The 17,067-nt window shown below is 64.9% G+C and carries 15 protein-coding genes; 5 read left to right on the top strand and 10 right to left on the bottom strand.

Annotated elements, in window-relative coordinates; all coding sequences use genetic code 11:
- Positions 1–11 precede the first annotated feature (11 nt).
- Both AC1Q5W_RS00605 and AC1Q5W_RS00600 read left to right on the top strand, forming a co-directional pair.
- Positions 12–2,066 (top strand): M3 family metallopeptidase, encoded by a 2,055-nt coding sequence (locus AC1Q5W_RS00605; protein WP_492645787.1) that lies wholly within the window; start codon positions 12–14, stop codon positions 2,064–2,066.
- Positions 2,067–2,116: 50 nt separating this feature from the next.
- Positions 2,117–2,749, top strand: a complete 633-nt coding sequence (locus AC1Q5W_RS00600) for a glutaredoxin family protein (protein WP_492645786.1) — start codon at positions 2,117–2,119, stop codon at positions 2,747–2,749.
- Positions 2,750–2,760: 11 nt separating this feature from the next.
- Here AC1Q5W_RS00600 and AC1Q5W_RS00595 read toward each other — a convergent pair whose 3' ends face one another.
- On the bottom strand, positions 2,761–3,426 hold the full coding sequence (locus AC1Q5W_RS00595; RefSeq protein ID WP_492645785.1) for a trimeric intracellular cation channel family protein: 666 nt from the start codon (positions 3,424–3,426) through the stop codon (positions 2,761–2,763).
- 29 nt (positions 3,427–3,455) lie between these two features.
- Positions 3,456–4,154 carry a ribose-5-phosphate isomerase RpiA gene (gene rpiA, locus AC1Q5W_RS00590; RefSeq protein WP_492645784.1) on the bottom strand — a complete coding sequence of 233 codons (699 nt, stop codon included), beginning with the start codon at positions 4,152–4,154 and terminating at the stop codon, positions 3,456–3,458.
- A gap of 45 nt (positions 4,155–4,199) precedes the next feature.
- Between rpiA and AC1Q5W_RS00585 the strand changes: the two genes are divergently transcribed.
- On the top strand, positions 4,200–5,261 hold the full coding sequence (locus AC1Q5W_RS00585) for a quinone-dependent dihydroorotate dehydrogenase (protein WP_492645783.1): 1,062 nt from the start codon (positions 4,200–4,202) through the stop codon (positions 5,259–5,261).
- Between the two features lie 24 nt (positions 5,262–5,285).
- Here AC1Q5W_RS00585 and AC1Q5W_RS00580 read toward each other — a convergent pair whose 3' ends face one another.
- Together AC1Q5W_RS00580 and AC1Q5W_RS00575 are read right to left on the bottom strand one after the other, a co-directional pair.
- The gene (locus AC1Q5W_RS00580; protein ID WP_492645782.1) at positions 5,286–6,392 is read right to left on the bottom strand and encodes an NAD(P)/FAD-dependent oxidoreductase; all 1,107 of its coding nucleotides are present in this window, start codon (positions 6,390–6,392) and stop codon (positions 5,286–5,288) included.
- A gap of 21 nt (positions 6,393–6,413) precedes the next feature.
- Entirely contained in the window at positions 6,414–6,944 is a 531-nt protein-coding gene (locus AC1Q5W_RS00575) for a hypothetical protein (RefSeq protein ID WP_492645781.1), read from the bottom strand.
- Positions 6,945–7,084: 140 nt separating this feature from the next.
- On the opposite strand from AC1Q5W_RS00575, the gene AC1Q5W_RS00570 reads away from it, so the two are divergent.
- Positions 7,085–8,053, top strand: coding sequence for an alpha/beta hydrolase (locus tag AC1Q5W_RS00570; protein ID WP_492703995.1), 969 nt, complete (start codon positions 7,085–7,087; stop codon positions 8,051–8,053).
- Positions 8,054–8,059: 6 nt separating this feature from the next.
- On the opposite strand, the gene AC1Q5W_RS00565 is transcribed toward AC1Q5W_RS00570, so the two are convergent.
- Genes AC1Q5W_RS00565 through AC1Q5W_RS00550 form a run of 4 tightly spaced genes read right to left on the bottom strand, consistent with a single transcriptional unit; the run spans position 8,060 to position 11,865 of the window.
- A complete protein-coding gene (locus AC1Q5W_RS00565; protein ID WP_492645779.1) occupies positions 8,060–8,752 on the bottom strand; it encodes a TetR/AcrR family transcriptional regulator in 693 nt (230 codons plus the stop codon).
- Positions 8,753–8,776: 24 nt separating this feature from the next.
- Positions 8,777–10,039, bottom strand: coding sequence for an alanine racemase (locus tag AC1Q5W_RS00560; RefSeq protein ID WP_492645778.1), 1,263 nt, complete (start codon positions 10,037–10,039; stop codon positions 8,777–8,779).
- Positions 10,040–10,069: 30 nt separating this feature from the next.
- Positions 10,070–11,494, bottom strand: a complete 1,425-nt coding sequence (locus AC1Q5W_RS00555; RefSeq protein WP_492645777.1) for a D-arabinono-1,4-lactone oxidase — start codon at positions 11,492–11,494, stop codon at positions 10,070–10,072.
- A 2-nt stretch (positions 11,495–11,496) separates the two neighbouring features.
- A complete protein-coding gene (locus AC1Q5W_RS00550) occupies positions 11,497–11,865 on the bottom strand; it encodes a c-type cytochrome (protein ID WP_492645776.1) in 369 nt (122 codons plus the stop codon).
- Positions 11,866–12,070: 205 nt separating this feature from the next.
- Between AC1Q5W_RS00550 and AC1Q5W_RS00545 the strand changes: the two genes are divergently transcribed.
- Positions 12,071–12,751: a PilZ domain-containing protein gene (locus AC1Q5W_RS00545; protein WP_492645775.1), complete on the top strand. Its 681-nt coding sequence runs from the start codon at positions 12,071–12,073 to the stop codon at positions 12,749–12,751.
- On the opposite strand, the gene AC1Q5W_RS00540 is transcribed toward AC1Q5W_RS00545, so the two are convergent.
- Both AC1Q5W_RS00540 and AC1Q5W_RS00535 read right to left on the bottom strand, forming a co-directional pair.
- On the bottom strand, positions 12,735–15,242 hold the full coding sequence (locus AC1Q5W_RS00540; protein WP_492645774.1) for a bifunctional diguanylate cyclase/phosphodiesterase: 2,508 nt from the start codon (positions 15,240–15,242) through the stop codon (positions 12,735–12,737). The two genes, AC1Q5W_RS00545 and AC1Q5W_RS00540, sit on opposite strands and share 17 nt — an antisense overlap.
- Positions 15,243–15,328: 86 nt before the next feature.
- Entirely contained in the window at positions 15,329–17,062 is a 1,734-nt protein-coding gene (locus AC1Q5W_RS00535) for a methyl-accepting chemotaxis protein (protein WP_492645773.1), read from the bottom strand.
- Positions 17,063–17,067: the final 5 nt, after the last annotated feature.

Below are 17,067 nucleotides of genomic sequence, written 5' to 3'. Positions count from 1 at the left end.
CCGCACCATCCATGAACCCCCTGCTGAGCGCCGCCCCCCTGCCCCTGTTTGACCAGATTCGCCCGGAGCATGTGGCGCCCGCCGTGGACGCCCTGCTGGCGCAGGCCGATGCAGCGCTGGAGACGGTCACCGCGCCCGGCTTCCCGGCGCAATGGAATGCCATTGCGCGCGAGCTGGACGTCGCCACCGAAAAGCTGGGCCGGGCCTGGGGCGCCGTCAGCCACCTCAACAGCGTGGCCGACACCCCCGAACTGCGGGCCGCCTACAACGCGGCCCTGCCCAAGGTCACCGAGTTCTGGACCCGCCTGGGCGCCGACGAGCGCCTGTACGCCAAGTACAAGGCCATTGACCCCGCCACCCTGAACGCCGAGCAGCGTCAGGCCCACAAGAATGCCATGCGCAACTTTGTGCTGGGGGGCGCCGAACTGCAGGGCGCCCAGCGCGAGCGCTTTGCCGCCATCCAGGAGCAGCAGGCCAACCTGAGCCAGAAGTTCAGCGAAAACACGCTGGACGCGACCGACGCCTTCAGCTACTACGCCACCGCCGCCGAGATGGCCGGCGTGCCCGACGATGTGCTGCAGGCCACCCGCGCCGCCGCCCAGGCCGAAGGCAAGGACGGCTACAAGCTCAGCCTCAAGATGCCCTGCTACCTGCCGGTGATGCAGTTCGCGCACAGCAGCGCGCTGCGCGCCACGCTCTACCGCGCCTACGTGACCCGGGCTTCGGACCAGGCCGATGCCGCGGCGCAGAAGTTCGACAACTCGCAGGGCATCCGCGACATCCTGGCGCTGCGCCAGGAAGAGGCGCGGCTGCTGGGCTACCCCCACTTCGGCGCGCTGTCGCTGGTGCCCAAGATGGCCTCCTCGCCCGAGGCGGTCATCACCTTCCTGCGCGACCTGGCGCACAAGGCCCGCCCCTTCGCCGAGAAAGACCTGGCCGACCTGCGCACCTTCGCGCGCGAACAGCTCAACCTGGCCGACCCGCAGCCCTGGGACTGGCCGTATGTCAGCGAGAAACTCAAGGAAGCGCGCTACGCCTTCAGCGAGCAGGAGGTCAAGCAGTACTTCACGACCCCCAAGGTGCTGGCCGGCCTGTTCAAGATTGCCGAGACCCTGTTTGACGTGGCCATCCGCCCCGACACGGCGCCAGTCTGGAACCCCGGCGTGGCCTTCTACCGCATCGAGCGCACCGGCCCGGCGGGCACGCAGTTGGTGGGCCAGTTCTACCTGGACCCCACCGCCCGCGCCGGCAAGCGCGGCGGCGCCTGGATGGACGACGTGCGCGCACGCTGGCTGCGCCCCGACACCGCCGAACTGCAGACCCCGGTGGCCCACCTGGTGTGCAACTTCGCCGATGGCGTGGAAGTCAACGGCGTCAAGAAACCCGCCCTGCTCTCGCACGACGACGTCACCACCCTGTTCCACGAGTTCGGCCACGGCCTGCACCACATGCTCACGCAGGTCAACGAGCACGACGTGTCGGGCATCAGCGGCGTGGAGTGGGATGCCGTGGAGTTGCCCAGCCAGTTCATGGAGAACTTCTGCTGGGAGTGGAGCGTGCTGGAGCACATGACGGCCCATGCCGAAACCGGTGAACCCCTACCCCGCGCCCTGTTCGACAAGATGCTGGCGGCCAAGAATTTCCAGAGCGGCATGCAGACGCTGCGCCAGATCGAGTTCTCGCTCTTTGACATGCTGCTGCACACGGCGCACGACCCGCAGCAGGACTTCATGCCCCTGCTGCAGCAGGTGCGCCAGGAAGTGGCCGTGCTGCAGCCTCCCGAGTGGAGCCGCACCGCCCACACCTTCAGCCATATTTTTGCCGGCGGGTATGCGGCCGGCTACTACAGCTACAAATGGGCCGAAGTGCTCAGCGCCGACGCCTACGCGGCTTTTGAGGAAACCGCCGCCCCCGATGGAACCCCCAGCGTGGAAACCGGTAGAAAATACCGCCAGGCCATTCTGGAAGCCGGCGGCAGCCGCCCGGCCATGGAGTCGTTCAAGGCCTTTCGGGGCCGCGAACCGTCGCTGGACGCGCTCCTGCGCCACCAGAGCATGGCCGCGTAACCGATGGGACTGACCCGCAACACATGAGACACGCGATGGAAAACACGACCATGAAAAACCACACCTTCGCCTTGCTGCTGGCCAGTGCCGCGCTGGCCTGCGCCGCCGGGGCACAGGCCCAGATGATTTACCGCATCGTCGGCGCCGACGGCAAGGTCACGTTTTCCGACAAGCCCCCCGTGAGCGCCGAGCAGGGCAAGATTGCCGGCACCGGCGTGGGCGCCAGCGGTGCCGCCGCCAACGCGGCTCTGCCCTTCGAACTGCGCCAGATCGTGGCCAAGTACCCGGTCACCCTGTACACCGCGCCCAAATGCGCGCCCTGCGACAGCGGCCGCGCCCTGCTGTCCGGGCGTGGCGTGCCGTTCAGCGAGCGCACCGTGGTCACCCCCGAAGACAGCGACTACCTGCAGCGCCTGGTTGGCGACAACACCCTGCCCTACGTGAGCATCGGCGGCCAGCGCATCAAGGGCTTCTCCGACGGGGAGTGGACGCAGTACCTGGATGCCGCCGGCTACCCCAAGACCTCGCTCCTGCCGGCCACGTACAAGAATGCGGCCCCCACGCCGCTGGTCAACGTGCAGAAACCCGTGGCCCAAAAAGCCGAACCCAAACCCCAGGCACCGGCAGAAACCGCGCCCGCGCCCGGTCCCAACCCGAGCAACCCGGCCGGCATTACGTTCTAAGACCCCAGGCGCTAATGGCGGTCCGACGCACCGGACTGCCACTCCGGCAGCCGCCAGTTCCACTGCACGGCCAGCAGCCGCAGCACGGTAGCCACCGCAGCGGCCAGCACCAGGCTGCCCCACTGCGGCATGCCCCCAGCCTGCGCCACCACCATGACCCAGCCACCGGCAAACGCACACACGGCATACGGCTGGTGGTCGCGAAAGGCACGCGGAATCTCATTGCAGACAATGTCGCGCATCACGCCGCCAAACACGGCCGTCACCATGCCCATGAGCACGGCCGCGATGGCCGGCAGGGAGGCGTCCAGCGCAATCTGCGTGCCGCCGGCCGTGAACAGGCCCAGGCCCAGCGCATCGGGCCACAGCATGGCGCGCTCCGTGGGTTCGAAATGCCGGGCGCGCAGGAACGCCATGGCCGCCAGGCACAGAGCCAGCAGCACCCACAACCACGCCGCATGCTGCACCCAGAAGAAAGGGCGCCGGTCCAGCAGAATGTCGCGCAGCGTGCCGCCCCCAAAGGCCGCCAGCCACGCCACCACGCACACGCCCACCGCATCCAGCCGCTTGCGGGCCGCAGCCATGAGACCCGAGAGTGCAAACGCCACCGTGGCCGCCGCCTCGATGGCCGTCTGCGCGTTGGACAGCGTCAGGACTTCGGTGAGATGAACGGCCATGCCCTGCCCTTGTGCGCCGATGCGGAAATTCAGAAGGTCAGCGTCTTCACACCGCTGGCCGTGCCCAGCAGGCACACCTGGGCGCGCTGAAAGGCAAAGACGCCCACCGTCACCACGCCGGGCCACTGGCTCACCTCGGCTTCAAACGCCAGCGGATCGGTGATTTGCAGGCCGGTGACGTCCACGATGTACTGCCCGTTGTCGGTCACCAGGGGCTGGCCGTCTTTCTGGCGAATTGTGGCGCTGCCGCCCTTGGCCGCAAACTGGGCGATGACGCGCTGCGTGGCCATGGGGATCACTTCCACCGGCAGGGGAAACTTGCCCAGCGTCTGCACCAGCTTGGATTCGTCGGCAATGCAGACGAACTTGTCGGACTGCGCCGCCACGATCTTCTCGCGGGTCAGCGCGGCACCGCCGCCCTTGACCATGTTGCCGTGGCCGTCGATCTCGTCGGCGCCGTCGATGTAGACCGACAGGCGGGGCACCGCATTCGAGTCGAACACCGGAATGCCCAGGGCCTGCAGGCGCTCGGTGCTGGCGACCGAACTGGAGACGGCGCCCTTGATCTGGACCTTCATGGTGGCCAGCGCGTCGATGAACTTGTTGACGGTGGAGCCGGTGCCCACGCCCACGATGTCTCCCGGCACCACATACTGCAGGGCCGCCTGGCCGACCAGGGTCTTGAGTTCGTCTTGGGTAAGGGCTGGGGTGCTGGAGGGGGTGGTCATCGGGGACAATCCGGGTAGTTGAAGAATTACTGCAGGAATTATCCAATGTCTCTCGTTCCCTATGGCCTGGCCCGTCGCTTTTTGTTCAGTCTGGACCCCGAAGTGGCCCATGACCTCACCATGGCCGGCCTGGCAGCCACCCAGGGCAACCCGCTCAAGCTGGCCTATTGCGCCGACCGGGTGGACGACCCGATTGAACTGGCCGGCCTGCATTTTCCCAACCGGGTGGGCATGGCCGCCGGGCTGGACAAGAACGCCCGCTGCATTGACGGCCTGGGCGCCATGGGCTTTGGCTTTGTGGAGGTGGGCACGGTCACGCCCAAGGCGCAGCCCGGCAACCCCAAGCCGCGCATGTTCCGCCTGCCCCAGGCCCGCGCGCTGATCAACCGGCTGGGCTTCAACAACGACGGGCTGGACGCCTTTGTGGCCAATGTGCAGCAATCCGCCCTGCGCCGCCAGAAGAACCCGTCCCTGCTGCTGGGCCTGAACATCGGCAAGAACGCTGCCACGCCCATCGAAAACGCCACCGATGACTACCTGCTGTGCCTGGACGGCGTCTACCCGCACGCCGACTACGTCACGGTCAACATCTCCAGCCCCAACACCAAGAACCTGCGCGCCCTGCAAAGCGACGAGGCGCTGGACGCGCTGCTGGGCGCCATCGCCACGCGGCGCGAGGCCCTGCAACAGCAGCACGGCAAGCGCATTCCCATCTTCGTGAAGATCGCCCCCGATCTGGATGAAGCCCAGGTGGCGGTGATTGCCGCCACGCTGGTGCGCCACGGCATGGACGGCGTGGTGGCCACCAACACCACCCTGAGCCGCGAGGCGGTCAAAGGCATGGCGCACGCCGAAGAGACCGGCGGCCTGTCCGGTGCACCGGTACTGGAGGCCAGCAACAGGGTGATCACGCAACTGCGCGCGGCCCTGGGCCCCCGGTTTCCCATCATCGGTGTGGGCGGCATCCTGAGCGCGCAGGACGCGGTCTCCAAGATCCGGGCCGGCGCCGACGTGGTGCAGATCTACACCGGCCTGATTTACCAGGGGCCACAACTGGTAAAAGACGCAGCGCTGGCGATCAAGAATATGGCAAAAAAGGGCCGCTGATCGGCGTACGCACCGCGCAGACAGCTATTGTTTTGATAGCAAACTCACCACCCACTCGCCGATGGCCAGCGCGCTGGTGAGCCCCGGCGATTCGATGCCGAACAGGTTGACCAGCCCCCGCACGCCATGGTCCTGCGGGCCCTGGATGCAGAAGTCGCGTGCCGGCTCGTCAGGGCCGCTGATCTTGGGCCGCATGCCGGCGTAGGCCGGCTGCAGCGCCCCGTCGGGCAGGGCCGGCCAGTATTTGCGGATCTCGGCATAGAACGCGTCCCCGCGTTCAGGCTGCACGTGCAGGTCGTCCGGCCGGTCCACCCACTGCACATCCGGGCCAAAACGGGCCTGGCCCCCCAGGTCCAGCGTCAGGTGCACGCCCAGCCCGGCCGCCTCGGGCACGGGGTAGATCAGCCGGGCAAACGGCGCGCGCCCGGCCAGGGTGAAGTAGTTGCCCTTGGCGAAATACGCCTGCGGCACATGGCGCGCATCCAGCCCGGCAAAGCGGGCCGCCAGCGCCGGTGCCCCCACCCCCGCCGCGTTGACCACGGTTCGGGCGCTCAGGCAGGTGCCGTCAGCCGCTCTTAAATCAATAGCATCCTGCGCACATTCTGCGGTGTCCAACGGCGCATTCAATGCCACAACGCCACCGGCGCGCTCCAGGTCACCCTGCAGGGCCAGCATCAGCGCATGGCTGTCGACAATGCCGGTGGACGGCGAATGCAGCGCGGTCAGGCACTGCAGGGCGGGCTCCAGGGCCCGCGCCTGGGCGGCGTCCAGCAGCACCAGGTCCGTCACCCCGTTGGCCGCGGCCCGCTCGCGGATGGACTGCAGCTGCGCCACCTGGCCCGGCGTGGTCGCCACAATGAATTTGCCGCAGCGCCGGTGGGCCACGCCCCGCTGCGCGCAGTAGTCGTACAGCAAGGCCTTGCCGCGCACGCACAGCCGGGCCTTGAGGGAGCCGGCGGCGTAGTAGATGCCGGCGTGGATGACTTCGCTGTTGCGCGCACTGGTCTGCGTGCCGATGGCCTCGCAGGCCTCCAGTACCAGCACCTCGCGCCCGGCCAGCGCCAGCGCGCGCGCCACCGCCAGACCGACCACGCCGGCGCCGACGACAACGCAATCCACCGGCTCAGCCACTGTGGCCTGCGCGCCCGGGAATCACTTCAGTTCCAGGTAGGGCGTCTCGGCGCGCTCCACCAGTTGCCGATTGGGCGGCAACAGCAGGTGGGCCCGTGCCTCGGTCGGCGCCATGCCGAACACCAGGCTGGCGTCGCCCGAGCCGGTGGCACCCTGGCCATAGCCACGGGTCTCGCCCAGCAGGGTGACCAGCAGATCGGTCGTGACGCCGTCGTTGCAGCGCAGGTCGACGGTGCCGGTGGTGGTGGCGGTGTAGCGCATGCGCCCCATGCAACTCGCCACCACACCTTTGGCAGGCAGGGGAGCCGGAGCCAGACCCGGTGACGGCTCGGCCGCGGTGCTGTTCACGTCGGCACCGGAGCGCAGGGTCAGGACCCCGGTACGGTCCGGATACAGCTGCATATCCCCTTGCAACAGCTGGCCGTTGACGATGGCGATCGCGTGCACCGTGCTGGAAAAAACGGCCATGCCGGCATCGTTGATCCGGGCACAGGCCGACAGCCCCCAACCCACACAGGCCACCACGATCCACGCTGCCTTACGCTGTTCCATGTCCAACTCCTTGAATGGGGCCGCTGCGCGGCGTACCTCCCGTGTACCATCTTAGCCAGATTTCAACCGACCAAGACCTTATGGAACACCCTCTTTCCGGCACAAATCCTTCCTCTCCGACGCGTCGGCCATGGCGGCGCGTGGCGGTGGTTCTGGCGACCATCGTTGCACTGGTGGCAGCGATCTATCTGGCCGGCCCCCGCAATGCCCTAGGGCCCCAGGTTCCCACCCAGCGCCCTCTGCCGCCCCACGACATCACCGCGTTGGACGGGTGGCTGCAAGCCAGCGAGGCAACCCACGCCGACATCAAGCCCGGCACGGCCAAAGGCATTGTGTGGGCCACACCGGCCCATCAGCGCACGCCCTGGGCCGTGGTCTATCTCCACGGCTTCTCGGCAAGCCGGCTGGAGACGGCCCCGGTGGCCGACCAGGTTGCCAAGGCCCTGGGCGCCAACGCATTCCACACCCGCCTGACGGGCCATGGCCTGCCGGGACCGGCCATGGGTGACGCCAGCGCGCAGGACTGGATGGCCGATGCCGTGGAAGCCGTGCAAATTGGTCACACGCTGGGCGAGCGGGTGCTGTTGATCAGCTGTTCCACGGGTTCCACCCTGGCCACCTGGCTGGCGCTGAGTCCCGAAGGCCACACGGTAGCGGCGCATGCCTTCATCTCGCCCAACTTTGGCCCCAAGGACAAGCGTTCGGAAATCATCAACGGCCCCTGGGGTCAACGCATTGCATTGGCGCTTGAAGGGGAAACCCGGGGCTGGACACCCGAGGATGCCCGCGAAGCCAACGCCTGGACGCCCCGCTACCCGACCCGGGCCCTGTTTCCGATGATGGCCCTGGTCAAATCCGTGCGCGAGAGCGATCTGTCGCGCTTCCAGACCCCGGTGCTGATGCTGTACAGCGCGCAAGACGAGACCGTTGACCCGGCAGAAACCCAGGCAGCCTTCGCGCGCATGGGCTCACCCGCCAAGGCCATCGAAGTGGTCCGCTACAGCCACAGCAAGGGGCAGCATGTGCTGGCCGGTGACATCAAGGACCCCCAGGCGGTTGCCCCCATGGTGGACTCCATTGTGAAATGGGTCCGCGCGCTCCCGCAATAGGTCTGCTCAGGCGCCTGGACGGCGGAACCGCTGGGTGATGCCGGCGATCAGGACGTCCAGCAAGGCCTCGGCATTGGTCTGCGGCGCAATGAATGGCGCCCAGACATCGTCCTCCCCCATCACGATGCCCAGGGACACCATGCCGTGCAGGCCCTGCCAGAAGACCTGCGTCATCAGGTGCACGGTGGCGGCGTCCGCCTCGGACAGAGCCCCGTCCTGCAGCGCATACCCCAGCTCGTCCACCGCCACGGCCTGCAACAAACTGAAGGCGAAAGCATAGGGATCCTGGTCGACATTGCCATGCTCAACCTCGGCCGCTTCCACGGGCGCATGGGGACGCGGCTCCATGAATACCAGGGCGTACTCGTCCGGGCGCTCCATCCCGAACCGCATGTAGGCGTATCCCGCCAGCCGCAGACGCTGCAACGGCCCGGTGCCGCCGGCGGCGCCTTTTTTCATGGAGCCCACCAGTTCCAGCAAATCGGCGTCCATGGCGCGTGTTATCAGCGTAGCCTTGTCGTGAAACAGGGAATACACCACCGTTGTGGAGAAGCCCGCCTCCTGCGCCACCTTGCGGATGGTGACCTCGCGCGCCCCGCCCTTCTTGATGAGCGCCTTCACCACCGCAAAAATATGTTCACGCCGTGCTTCGGCCTCGCGCGCCTTGCGTTGTTGAATATTGCTCTGGGTTCGGGACATGCTGGGTGGTGGTGATCCGGAAGATCAGGCCGTCGCGGCCATGGGTTTCCAGAATTGGCTTATTTTGCCATCTTCGTACACCGCAATGTCACCAAACTGCTGCAATACCGCTTCACTTTGACGCGGACGGAAAAACACCATGTCGTCCACCTGCAACTGCTGCAAGCCCGACCCCACCAGTACCTGCTGGTTGGAAGAGGTGCCATACAAGCCGCTGCCGGCAAGGCCTGCGGGAGACACCGGCTCTGCCAGCCAGTTTCCGCCGTAGATGAAGTAGGCTTGCTCCTGGTTGCGGTCCCATATGCGGGCCGCGTCGCCCAGGACCTCCACACCATACGGCATGCGGAACTGGCCGGGCACCTTCAAGACCGGCGTGGCAATAAAGGTGGCCGCCTGCAGATCAGCCAACAGCGGGGTGTCAAAATCCAGCCCCTTGACCATGGCCGAGCCCACCGACAATTCGTTCTCGACGCCCGAACCGTCGTACAGCCGGTAGGTCGGGGACCCGCCGGCATTGAAGGTGGCCGACCCCACCGCGTTGCCAAGCGCCGCCTGCACCTGTTGTGCATAGGCGGCGTAAGTCTGTCGTGCATGGTCCATGGCCTTCTGGCGCAGGCCTGCCACATCGGGGATCTTGGCAACGTGGGCGTCGTACCCCATCAGGCCGGACCAGCGCAAGCGAGGCTCGGACTGCAGGATGGCGAGCATGTCCTGCAGGCTCTGGGCGCTGTCAATGCCCCCCCGGTGCAACCCGACATCGATCTCGAAATTGACCGCCAGGGAAAGTTGCTGCTGCCGGGCCAGATCCCGGTACTGCGCCAGGCGCTGCGGCGTGTCCACCAACCACTGCACCTTCTGGTCCGCCGGATTCCCCGGCACCTGCCGGTAGAACTGCGCCGCCGCGGCCACCGGCATGGGCTTGCCCAGCAGGGTGTCGGCCCTATCGGGTGCCAGCTGCAGCAACTGGGGCAGACTGAACACCATCAGGCGATCGGTCTTTGTCAGCGTCAGAACGTCATGAAGCAAGGCCATGCTGGGCAGCGACTTGGCCACCACGCGCAACTGCATGCGCCCTGCTATGTTGCGCAGGATCTGGTTCACGTTGGCATGCAGGCGTTGGCGATCGATCACCAGCGTGGGCGTTCCAATGCCCGCACGCTTGAGCGCCTGGGACAGGTTGCTGAAGTAGGTGTCATGCGGCGCCCCCGTGGGGCCTGGGCGGGCGCCCCAGGCCAGCAGCCCCAAACCGGCGCTGCCCAGAAGCGCTCTGCGTGTGATGTGTGCCATGCCAGTCTCCTCCTGTCCGGGTGAAAATATTCAGTGGGTCGCTGGCAGGCCAAACAGGCTGCGCAGGTGGGGGTTCAAAAAGCGCCCCGTCGGATCCAGTTGGGCCCGCACGGCCAAGAAATCCTTCCAGCGCGGATACAGACCGGGCAAATCCGCCGCCGTATGGCCATGCAACTTGCCCCAGTGCGGCCGCCCGTTGAACTTGCGAAACACCGGGGCAATGTCACGGACCAGGTAGTCGTAAGGCTCGCCGGCCGCGGCATGCACGGCAATGGAACAACTGTCGCGCTGGTAAAACGGGCTGAGCCAGGCGTCGTCGCCCTTGATGAAGCGGAACTCCATGGGGAAGAACACATCGTTGCGGCGTTCCAGTGTCCGGATGACTTCGCGCACACAGGCAATGCCCAACTCACGGGGGACATGGCACTCGGACTCGTTGAACTTGGTGGGCCGTTGGGTGGACAGCAGCTTCCACGAGCGGTCCTGCGCCAGTTCGGTCTGCGCCGGATCGATGAGCTTTTGGGCGACCCAGCGGCGCAAGTCCGGAAAACGCCCCACCCAATCGCGCAGACGGCGCAGATCGCGCAGCATGTCCTCGTCTGCGGCGTCTGGGCGCAGCACTTCGGTTCCCGTGTACAGGTCGTGGGTGATGGCCGCCGCATAGCCGGTAAAGGGCAGGTAGTAAAACTCGAAATGGCGATGCTGCTGCGCCAGTGCCGGGGCGGCTTCCAGCAATTCCTCCACCGGCTTCAACCACACCCGGCGCTGCAGGCGGTAAGCGGGCAGCACCGTGCTGGTGGCCTGGGTGATGACGCCCAGGCACCCCAGGGAGACTTTGGCCGCCGAAAACAGATCGGGCTGGCGGGTTTTGCTGCACTCCACCACGTCACCCTTGGCCGTTACCAGCTGCAGCACCTGCACGTCGGCGTGCAACGCGGGCAACTCGGCGCCCGTGCCGTGGGTCGCAGTGCTGATAGCTCCCGCAAAAGACTGGGCATCGATATCCGGCAGGTTGCGCAGCCCCAGGTCCAGCTTGTCCAGCTCGCGTGAGAGTTGCGCCAGCCGGGTGCCGGCCCAGAAGGTCGCCGTCATCGCGGTCTTGTCGTGCCCCGTCAGGCCCGCCAGGCGGTCCAGCGAAACAATGGTGCCCTCCGTGGGCACCAGCGGAGTAAACGAATGCCCGGCGCCCACACAGCGCACCGGTCCGGGCGTAGCACGCAGCAGCTGTTGCACACCCGCCGTGTCCGCTGGTGTCTGCAGCGCCTGCGCCTGCGCCTGGCTGCTGCCCGACCAGTTTTGCCACGCCACCGTGGGCGCACCGGCCGTACGGGCCCCGAGGGTGCCGGACGGCTCTGCTGCAACCGACACGGCGGCGTGTGCCCGCGGGGCCAGTACCGGCGCCACCACCGCGACGGTGCCCGCTTGCAAGACCTTGCGACGAGATAGATCACGCATAGCTACTCCTTGGCGCGTTGGGTTGACGACATGAAAACAATGAGAGCCTCCAAATCCTGGTCGGAACAATCATTGCAATACCCGCGTGGTGGCATTGCCTTGTATCCCTCCCGGGCATGGGTCACCAAGGTAGGCAAGCCCTGCTGCAAGCGCACCTGCCAATCCGGTACAAACCCGGTGAGCGGTGCAGTGCTGGCACGGCTGGAGTGGCAGGTCTGGCACGCCCGCGCGTACTTCTGCGCCAGCTGCGGCTCATCCGGCACCGCCAGCTCGGCGACACGCAGGTCCGCACTCCCCGGGGGTGAAGGCGCTTTCTGGCATGCGCTCACCGCCAAGCTGCACAGCAGCACGCAACACAATTTCGCAAACATTCGCATGGTCAGACGTTTTTCATTCCACAGATACCCCTTGGTCCCGCCGCTGCGGGGCCGGTCGCCCTATATTACAACGTTGTTTTATTAGAAAACAATGTTTTTTATTAGGACAAACCCACCCCTGATCCAGCGCAACGTTCAACAACCAAACGTGCCCTACAGTTCTGATAAATTGGCCTCCGTAGCCCCATAAAAATACAACATGCAACCCGAAGAAAACAGCCATTCCGTCGTTGAGAAACTCCCCCTGAAAGCCCTGAAACTGCGCACCGGCATGGCGCTGCAAACCCGCCGCCTCGTGGAGGGTGCCAGCAAGAAGGAAGCCCAATTCTTTGGCGCCATCGAAGGCAAGGGCGTGATGGTTGGCCCAACTGGACCTGATGGAGCCCAAACCGGACTGGGCGAAGGCGAAGTCTGCGTCGTGCGCGGCTTCACCGGCCAGCACGAATTTTCGTTCCTGAGCAAGGTGTTGCAGACGTTCGAGAAACCGTTTGCCTATGCCCTACTGGCCTACCCAGCCCAGGTGGATGCCCGACTGGTACGCCGGTCCATGCGCACCAAGATATCCTGGCCCACCACCGTACACGTCAACGGCAACGCTGCGGCGTCTCCGGCCACCGAGCCCCTGGACGTCACGCTGGTGGACCTGAGCACCGCCGGGGGCATGATCAAGGCGCCTACCGGGCTGGCCGCCATCGGCGAAACGATCACACTGCGCATGTCGGTGACAGTGGACAATGCGCCCGTGCAGCTAACCCTGGCCGGACGCATCTGCCACAACAACCAGGGCGGCACCGACCCGTCTTTCTACGTAGGACTGGCGTTTAAAGACCTCACCCAGCACGACAAGCTGGTGCTGCACTACGTCACACAGACAGCGTAGATCGGGGAACCTGCAGGAGTTCGTCCACGTCGGACGCGCCCATGGCCTTGGCAAAAAACCAGCCCTGGTAGACCTCGCAGCCATGGGCGCGCAAGAACGCCAGCTGCTCGGGGGTTTCAACCCCTTCCGCCACCAGCGTCATATCCAGGCTGTGCGCCAAGGCGATGATCGATCGGGAAATTTTCACGTCGTTGTGGCCATGGGGAATATCCTTGATGAACCCCCGGTCGATCTTGAGCACGGATACCGGCAAGGCCTTGAGGTAGGCCAGCGAGGAATAACCGGTTCCGAAATCATCCAGCGCCACTGAACACCCCAACGCAACCAGGGCATCAAGCTGTTCGCGTGCCAGCACCGGTTGCTCCATGGCAATTGATTCGGTGATTTCCACCTCCAGCCATTGCGCGTGGGCGCCCGCGCGAACCAAGGCTTCGCGCACCTTGTTCGCCACATTACCCTGGCGAAACTGGTGGGCCGAGAAATTGACGGCGACACGCAGGGGTGTGCCGTTGCGCTCCCATGCCGCAATCTGCTGACACGCGGTCTCCAACACCCAATCCGACAGCGGCAGGATCAAGCCGGTGGCTTCCGCCATCGGGATGAACCGTGACGGCGGCACATCACCCAAAACCGCATCGTGCCAGCGCAGCAGGGCCTCAACCCCCACGATGTCGCCACTGACCACGTCCACCTGGGGTTGGTAGAAGAGCTTCAACTGCCCCCGGTGGATGGACTCCTTCAGGCGCACATGCAGCTGCATGTTTTCATGGGCCTTCTGGTCAAGCTGCGTCGAGTAGCAGGCATAGCTGCCCCGTCCGGTGCGCTTGGCCTGGTACATCGCCATATCGGCGTAACGCAGCAGGTTTTCTCCGTCCTGTGTGTCATCCGGATAAAACGCCAGCCCGATGCTGCCACCGGCGTACACCTCCTGGTCCAGCAGGCGGTAGGGGGTGTCCATTGCCACCAACAGATTTTCGGCCACACCGATGGCTTCATCGGCGTTCTCCATGTCGGAGAGCAGGACGGCAAATTCGTCCCCGCCCAGACGCGCCAGCATGTCGTGCTCGCGCAATGCTCCGCGCAAACGCCGCCCCACCTGGGCCAGCAGTTCGTCACCCACCAGGTGACCAAAACCATCGTTCACGGTCTTGAAATCGTCCAGGTCCAGAAACAGCACCGCTACCGGGCGCTTGTTGCGCTTGGCCTGGGCCAGCGCCTGGTTCAACTGGACGTGGAACAGCCAGCGGTTGGGCAGCCCGGTGAGCTGGTCATGCATGGCGCGGTGGCGAAGCGACTCTTCAAACCCCTTGCGTTCGGTCAGATCGCGGACATACGCAATGGCATGCTGCTCGTTGTCCTCCTCCCAATGCCCGAGGGAAATATCCACCGACACCGCGCGCCCATCCTGGCGCAGCAGCTTGAGGTCCATGTTCCCCATGGCACGGGTCTGGGGCGCACTGAAGTAGCTCCGGATGTGTTGGGCGTGCTGGGTGCGCAGATGGGAAGGCAAAAAAATGTCCACGTTTTGCCCGACCAACTCCTGCGCCGGATAGCCACAGAGGGCTTCCATGGCCGGATTCACCATCAGGATTCGCCCCTCCTGGTTCACCCACAAGACCCCATCGGGAGCCGCATCCAGCACCTGCTTTTCGCGCAGATGCTGGATGTTGAGCCGCTCAAACGGACGGCGCAACGCCTCGTTGAAAGTCGCGTGAAACAAATACAGGTAGGCCGCAATCTTGTAGAAATGGCCAATCACATTGGCGCCATCCTTGTCGACCACCCCCAGCATGGTGAAAAACAGCTCCGATGTGGCCGACAGGGCCACACAGAAACTCAGTGCCATGACGCATTCGCGCTCCAACGCCCGGCGACGGAGCCAATAGACCGCCAGTGCCAACACGTTAAGCGCAATGATCAGCCATTCGATGGCAATCTTCAGGGGCGTCAACCCCTGTCCCTCGACAAACAGGGCCGGTACCTGGTCCGGCCAGACCAGACCCACGTACGCCACGACCCCTACCAGGCCCAGCATCAGCACCAGCGCCAATCGCTTGCGCAGGTTGCTGACGTCAGGAATGGCCGGCAGCCCGGCATAGATCAGCAACGCGACGGCAGCGAGCAGCCGCGCTGCGAGCCAGAAAAAAATGGACTTCTGCGACGAGTTGCCCGTGATGGCGTCGGGCATGCCAACATAACTCAAGGCGTGCAGGAAATCGAGCAGCCCCACCCCCAGAAACGCAATGCCCAGCAACACCACCGCCGCCTTGCGAACCGACAGGATCGCGCGGTAGCCGGTAACGAAAACAAGCAAGGACACTACCACCGCGAACAATTCCGACACGCTGTGCAGAAACACGAACAGGACCGGATCGACGGCCGCATGCCGTGCAGGGTGTGAAACCCACCACAGCAAGGGCAGTGCAAGAACCAGCAGAGTCCAGCCAATGGCGCTTTGGTACGGGTGGTGATGGGGTGTACGGTTAGGCATGGCGCTTCGGACGGAATACGGCGAACGGATCAAACTGCTTTGTTGTCTCGGCTGGGCTGCGGTAGGGTGTCAGGAACTGCCCGCGCTCAAAAGCTGGTCCACTCCTCGTCATCGCTCTTGCCATGTGCAACCTGTGCCACAACCGCCCGGGGTTGCTTGGGCGGTTGGGGAGCCTTCGCGGCTGACGGCACCCGGGGCAGCTTGGCGGGCACGTGCTGGACTGCGGGCGTGCGCGCCGGTGCGGCACTTGCGGCCGGCGGGCTCACGGGCGCATCGCCCGGACGCAGCTTGAACACGGCCACCGTGGCCACCAGGTCCTGGGCCTGGGAATTGAGGCTGGAAGCGGCCGACGCCATCTCTTCCACCAAGGCGGCATTCTGCTGGGTGACCTGGTCCATTTGCACAATGGCTTCGCCCACCTGGGATACGCCAGCCGATTGCTCGTTGCTGGCCGCGCTGATTTCGCCCATGAGATCGGTCACCCGCCGGATGGAACTCACCACTTCCGACATGGTGGTACCCGCCTGGTCCACCAGCGCCGTGCCGTGCTCCACGCGGTCCACGCTGGCCCCGATCAGGTTCTTGATTTCCTTGGCCGCCTCGGCCGAACGCCCTGCCAGGGAACGCACTTCACTGGCCACCACGGCAAAGCCGCGGCCTTGCTCACCGGCACGCGCAGCCTCCACCGCGGCGTTCAGGGCCAGGATGTTGGTCTGGAAGGCAATGCCGTCGATCACGCTGATGATGTCGGCAATCTTCTTGGACGAATCGTTGATGCCCTTCATGGTCTCGACCACCTGGGCCACCACCTCACCGCCTTTGACCGCAACGGTGCTGGCACTCATGGCCAGCTGGTTGGCCTGGCGGGCGCTGTCGGCGTTTTGCTTGACCGTGGCACTCAGTTCCTCCATGGAAGCCGCCGTTTCCTCCAGCGCGCTGGCCTGATTCTCGGTGCGGGCGGCCAGATCGTTGTTGCCGGACGCGATCTGCGAGCTGGCTGTGGCAACCCCTTCTGACCCTGAACGGACATGGGACACCACATTAATCAGGCTGGTCTGCATGGCGGCCAGCGCGTTGAGCAGCAGCCCCACCTCGTCCTTGCCCCCCAGCTGAATCGGCTGGCTCAGGTCGCCGGCGGCGACGGCATTGGAGGCATCCACCGCCTGGTTCATGGAGCGCGTGATACCCCGCACCAGCGAAGTACCAAACCAGATGGCAAAAATGAGTCCCGCAACGATCGATCCGATGGAAATATTGCGGATCAGGGCGTAACGTGCCATGGATGCGTCGTAATCCAGCTTGCCGTGGTCGAGCTGGTACTTCATCAGGGCTTCAATTCCGTTATTCACCGGAACATACAAAGGCCTGATCGACTCAACGACCACCCGATTGGCCTCCGGGATGTTGTTTGCGCGCAAGGCAACGCCGGCAGGAATAAGCCCCTGCTGTACAAATTTTTTCCGGTTTTCCAGGAAATCCTTGGCCAGCTTTTCTTCTTCGGGATCCAGGCCGGTTGCCATATAAGAGTCCCATATCTTGGTGATGGTCGCGATATTGGCGTCCATCTCGACCATGCTCGGCGTAATCGTTTCTGGTGTGGGCGTGATGATCGAAATTGCAATATTCAATCGGTTTCGCAACAGCAGGCGCTGGATTTCACTGATTTTGGCGACGACCACCAAACGGTCTTCGTAGACGGACTGCATCGCTTCATTGGATTTGCTGATGCCCAGCAGGCCAATTCCGCCAATGACAACCAAAAGCAGTGACATGGCTCCGATCAGGATGGCCAAACGGGTCGATATTTTGAACTGGTTCATGGTTT

This window comes from Rhodoferax sp. MLSD5-FHT05B10, assembly GCF_058793415.1.
This window is presented reverse-complemented; position numbering and strand designations above follow the sequence as displayed.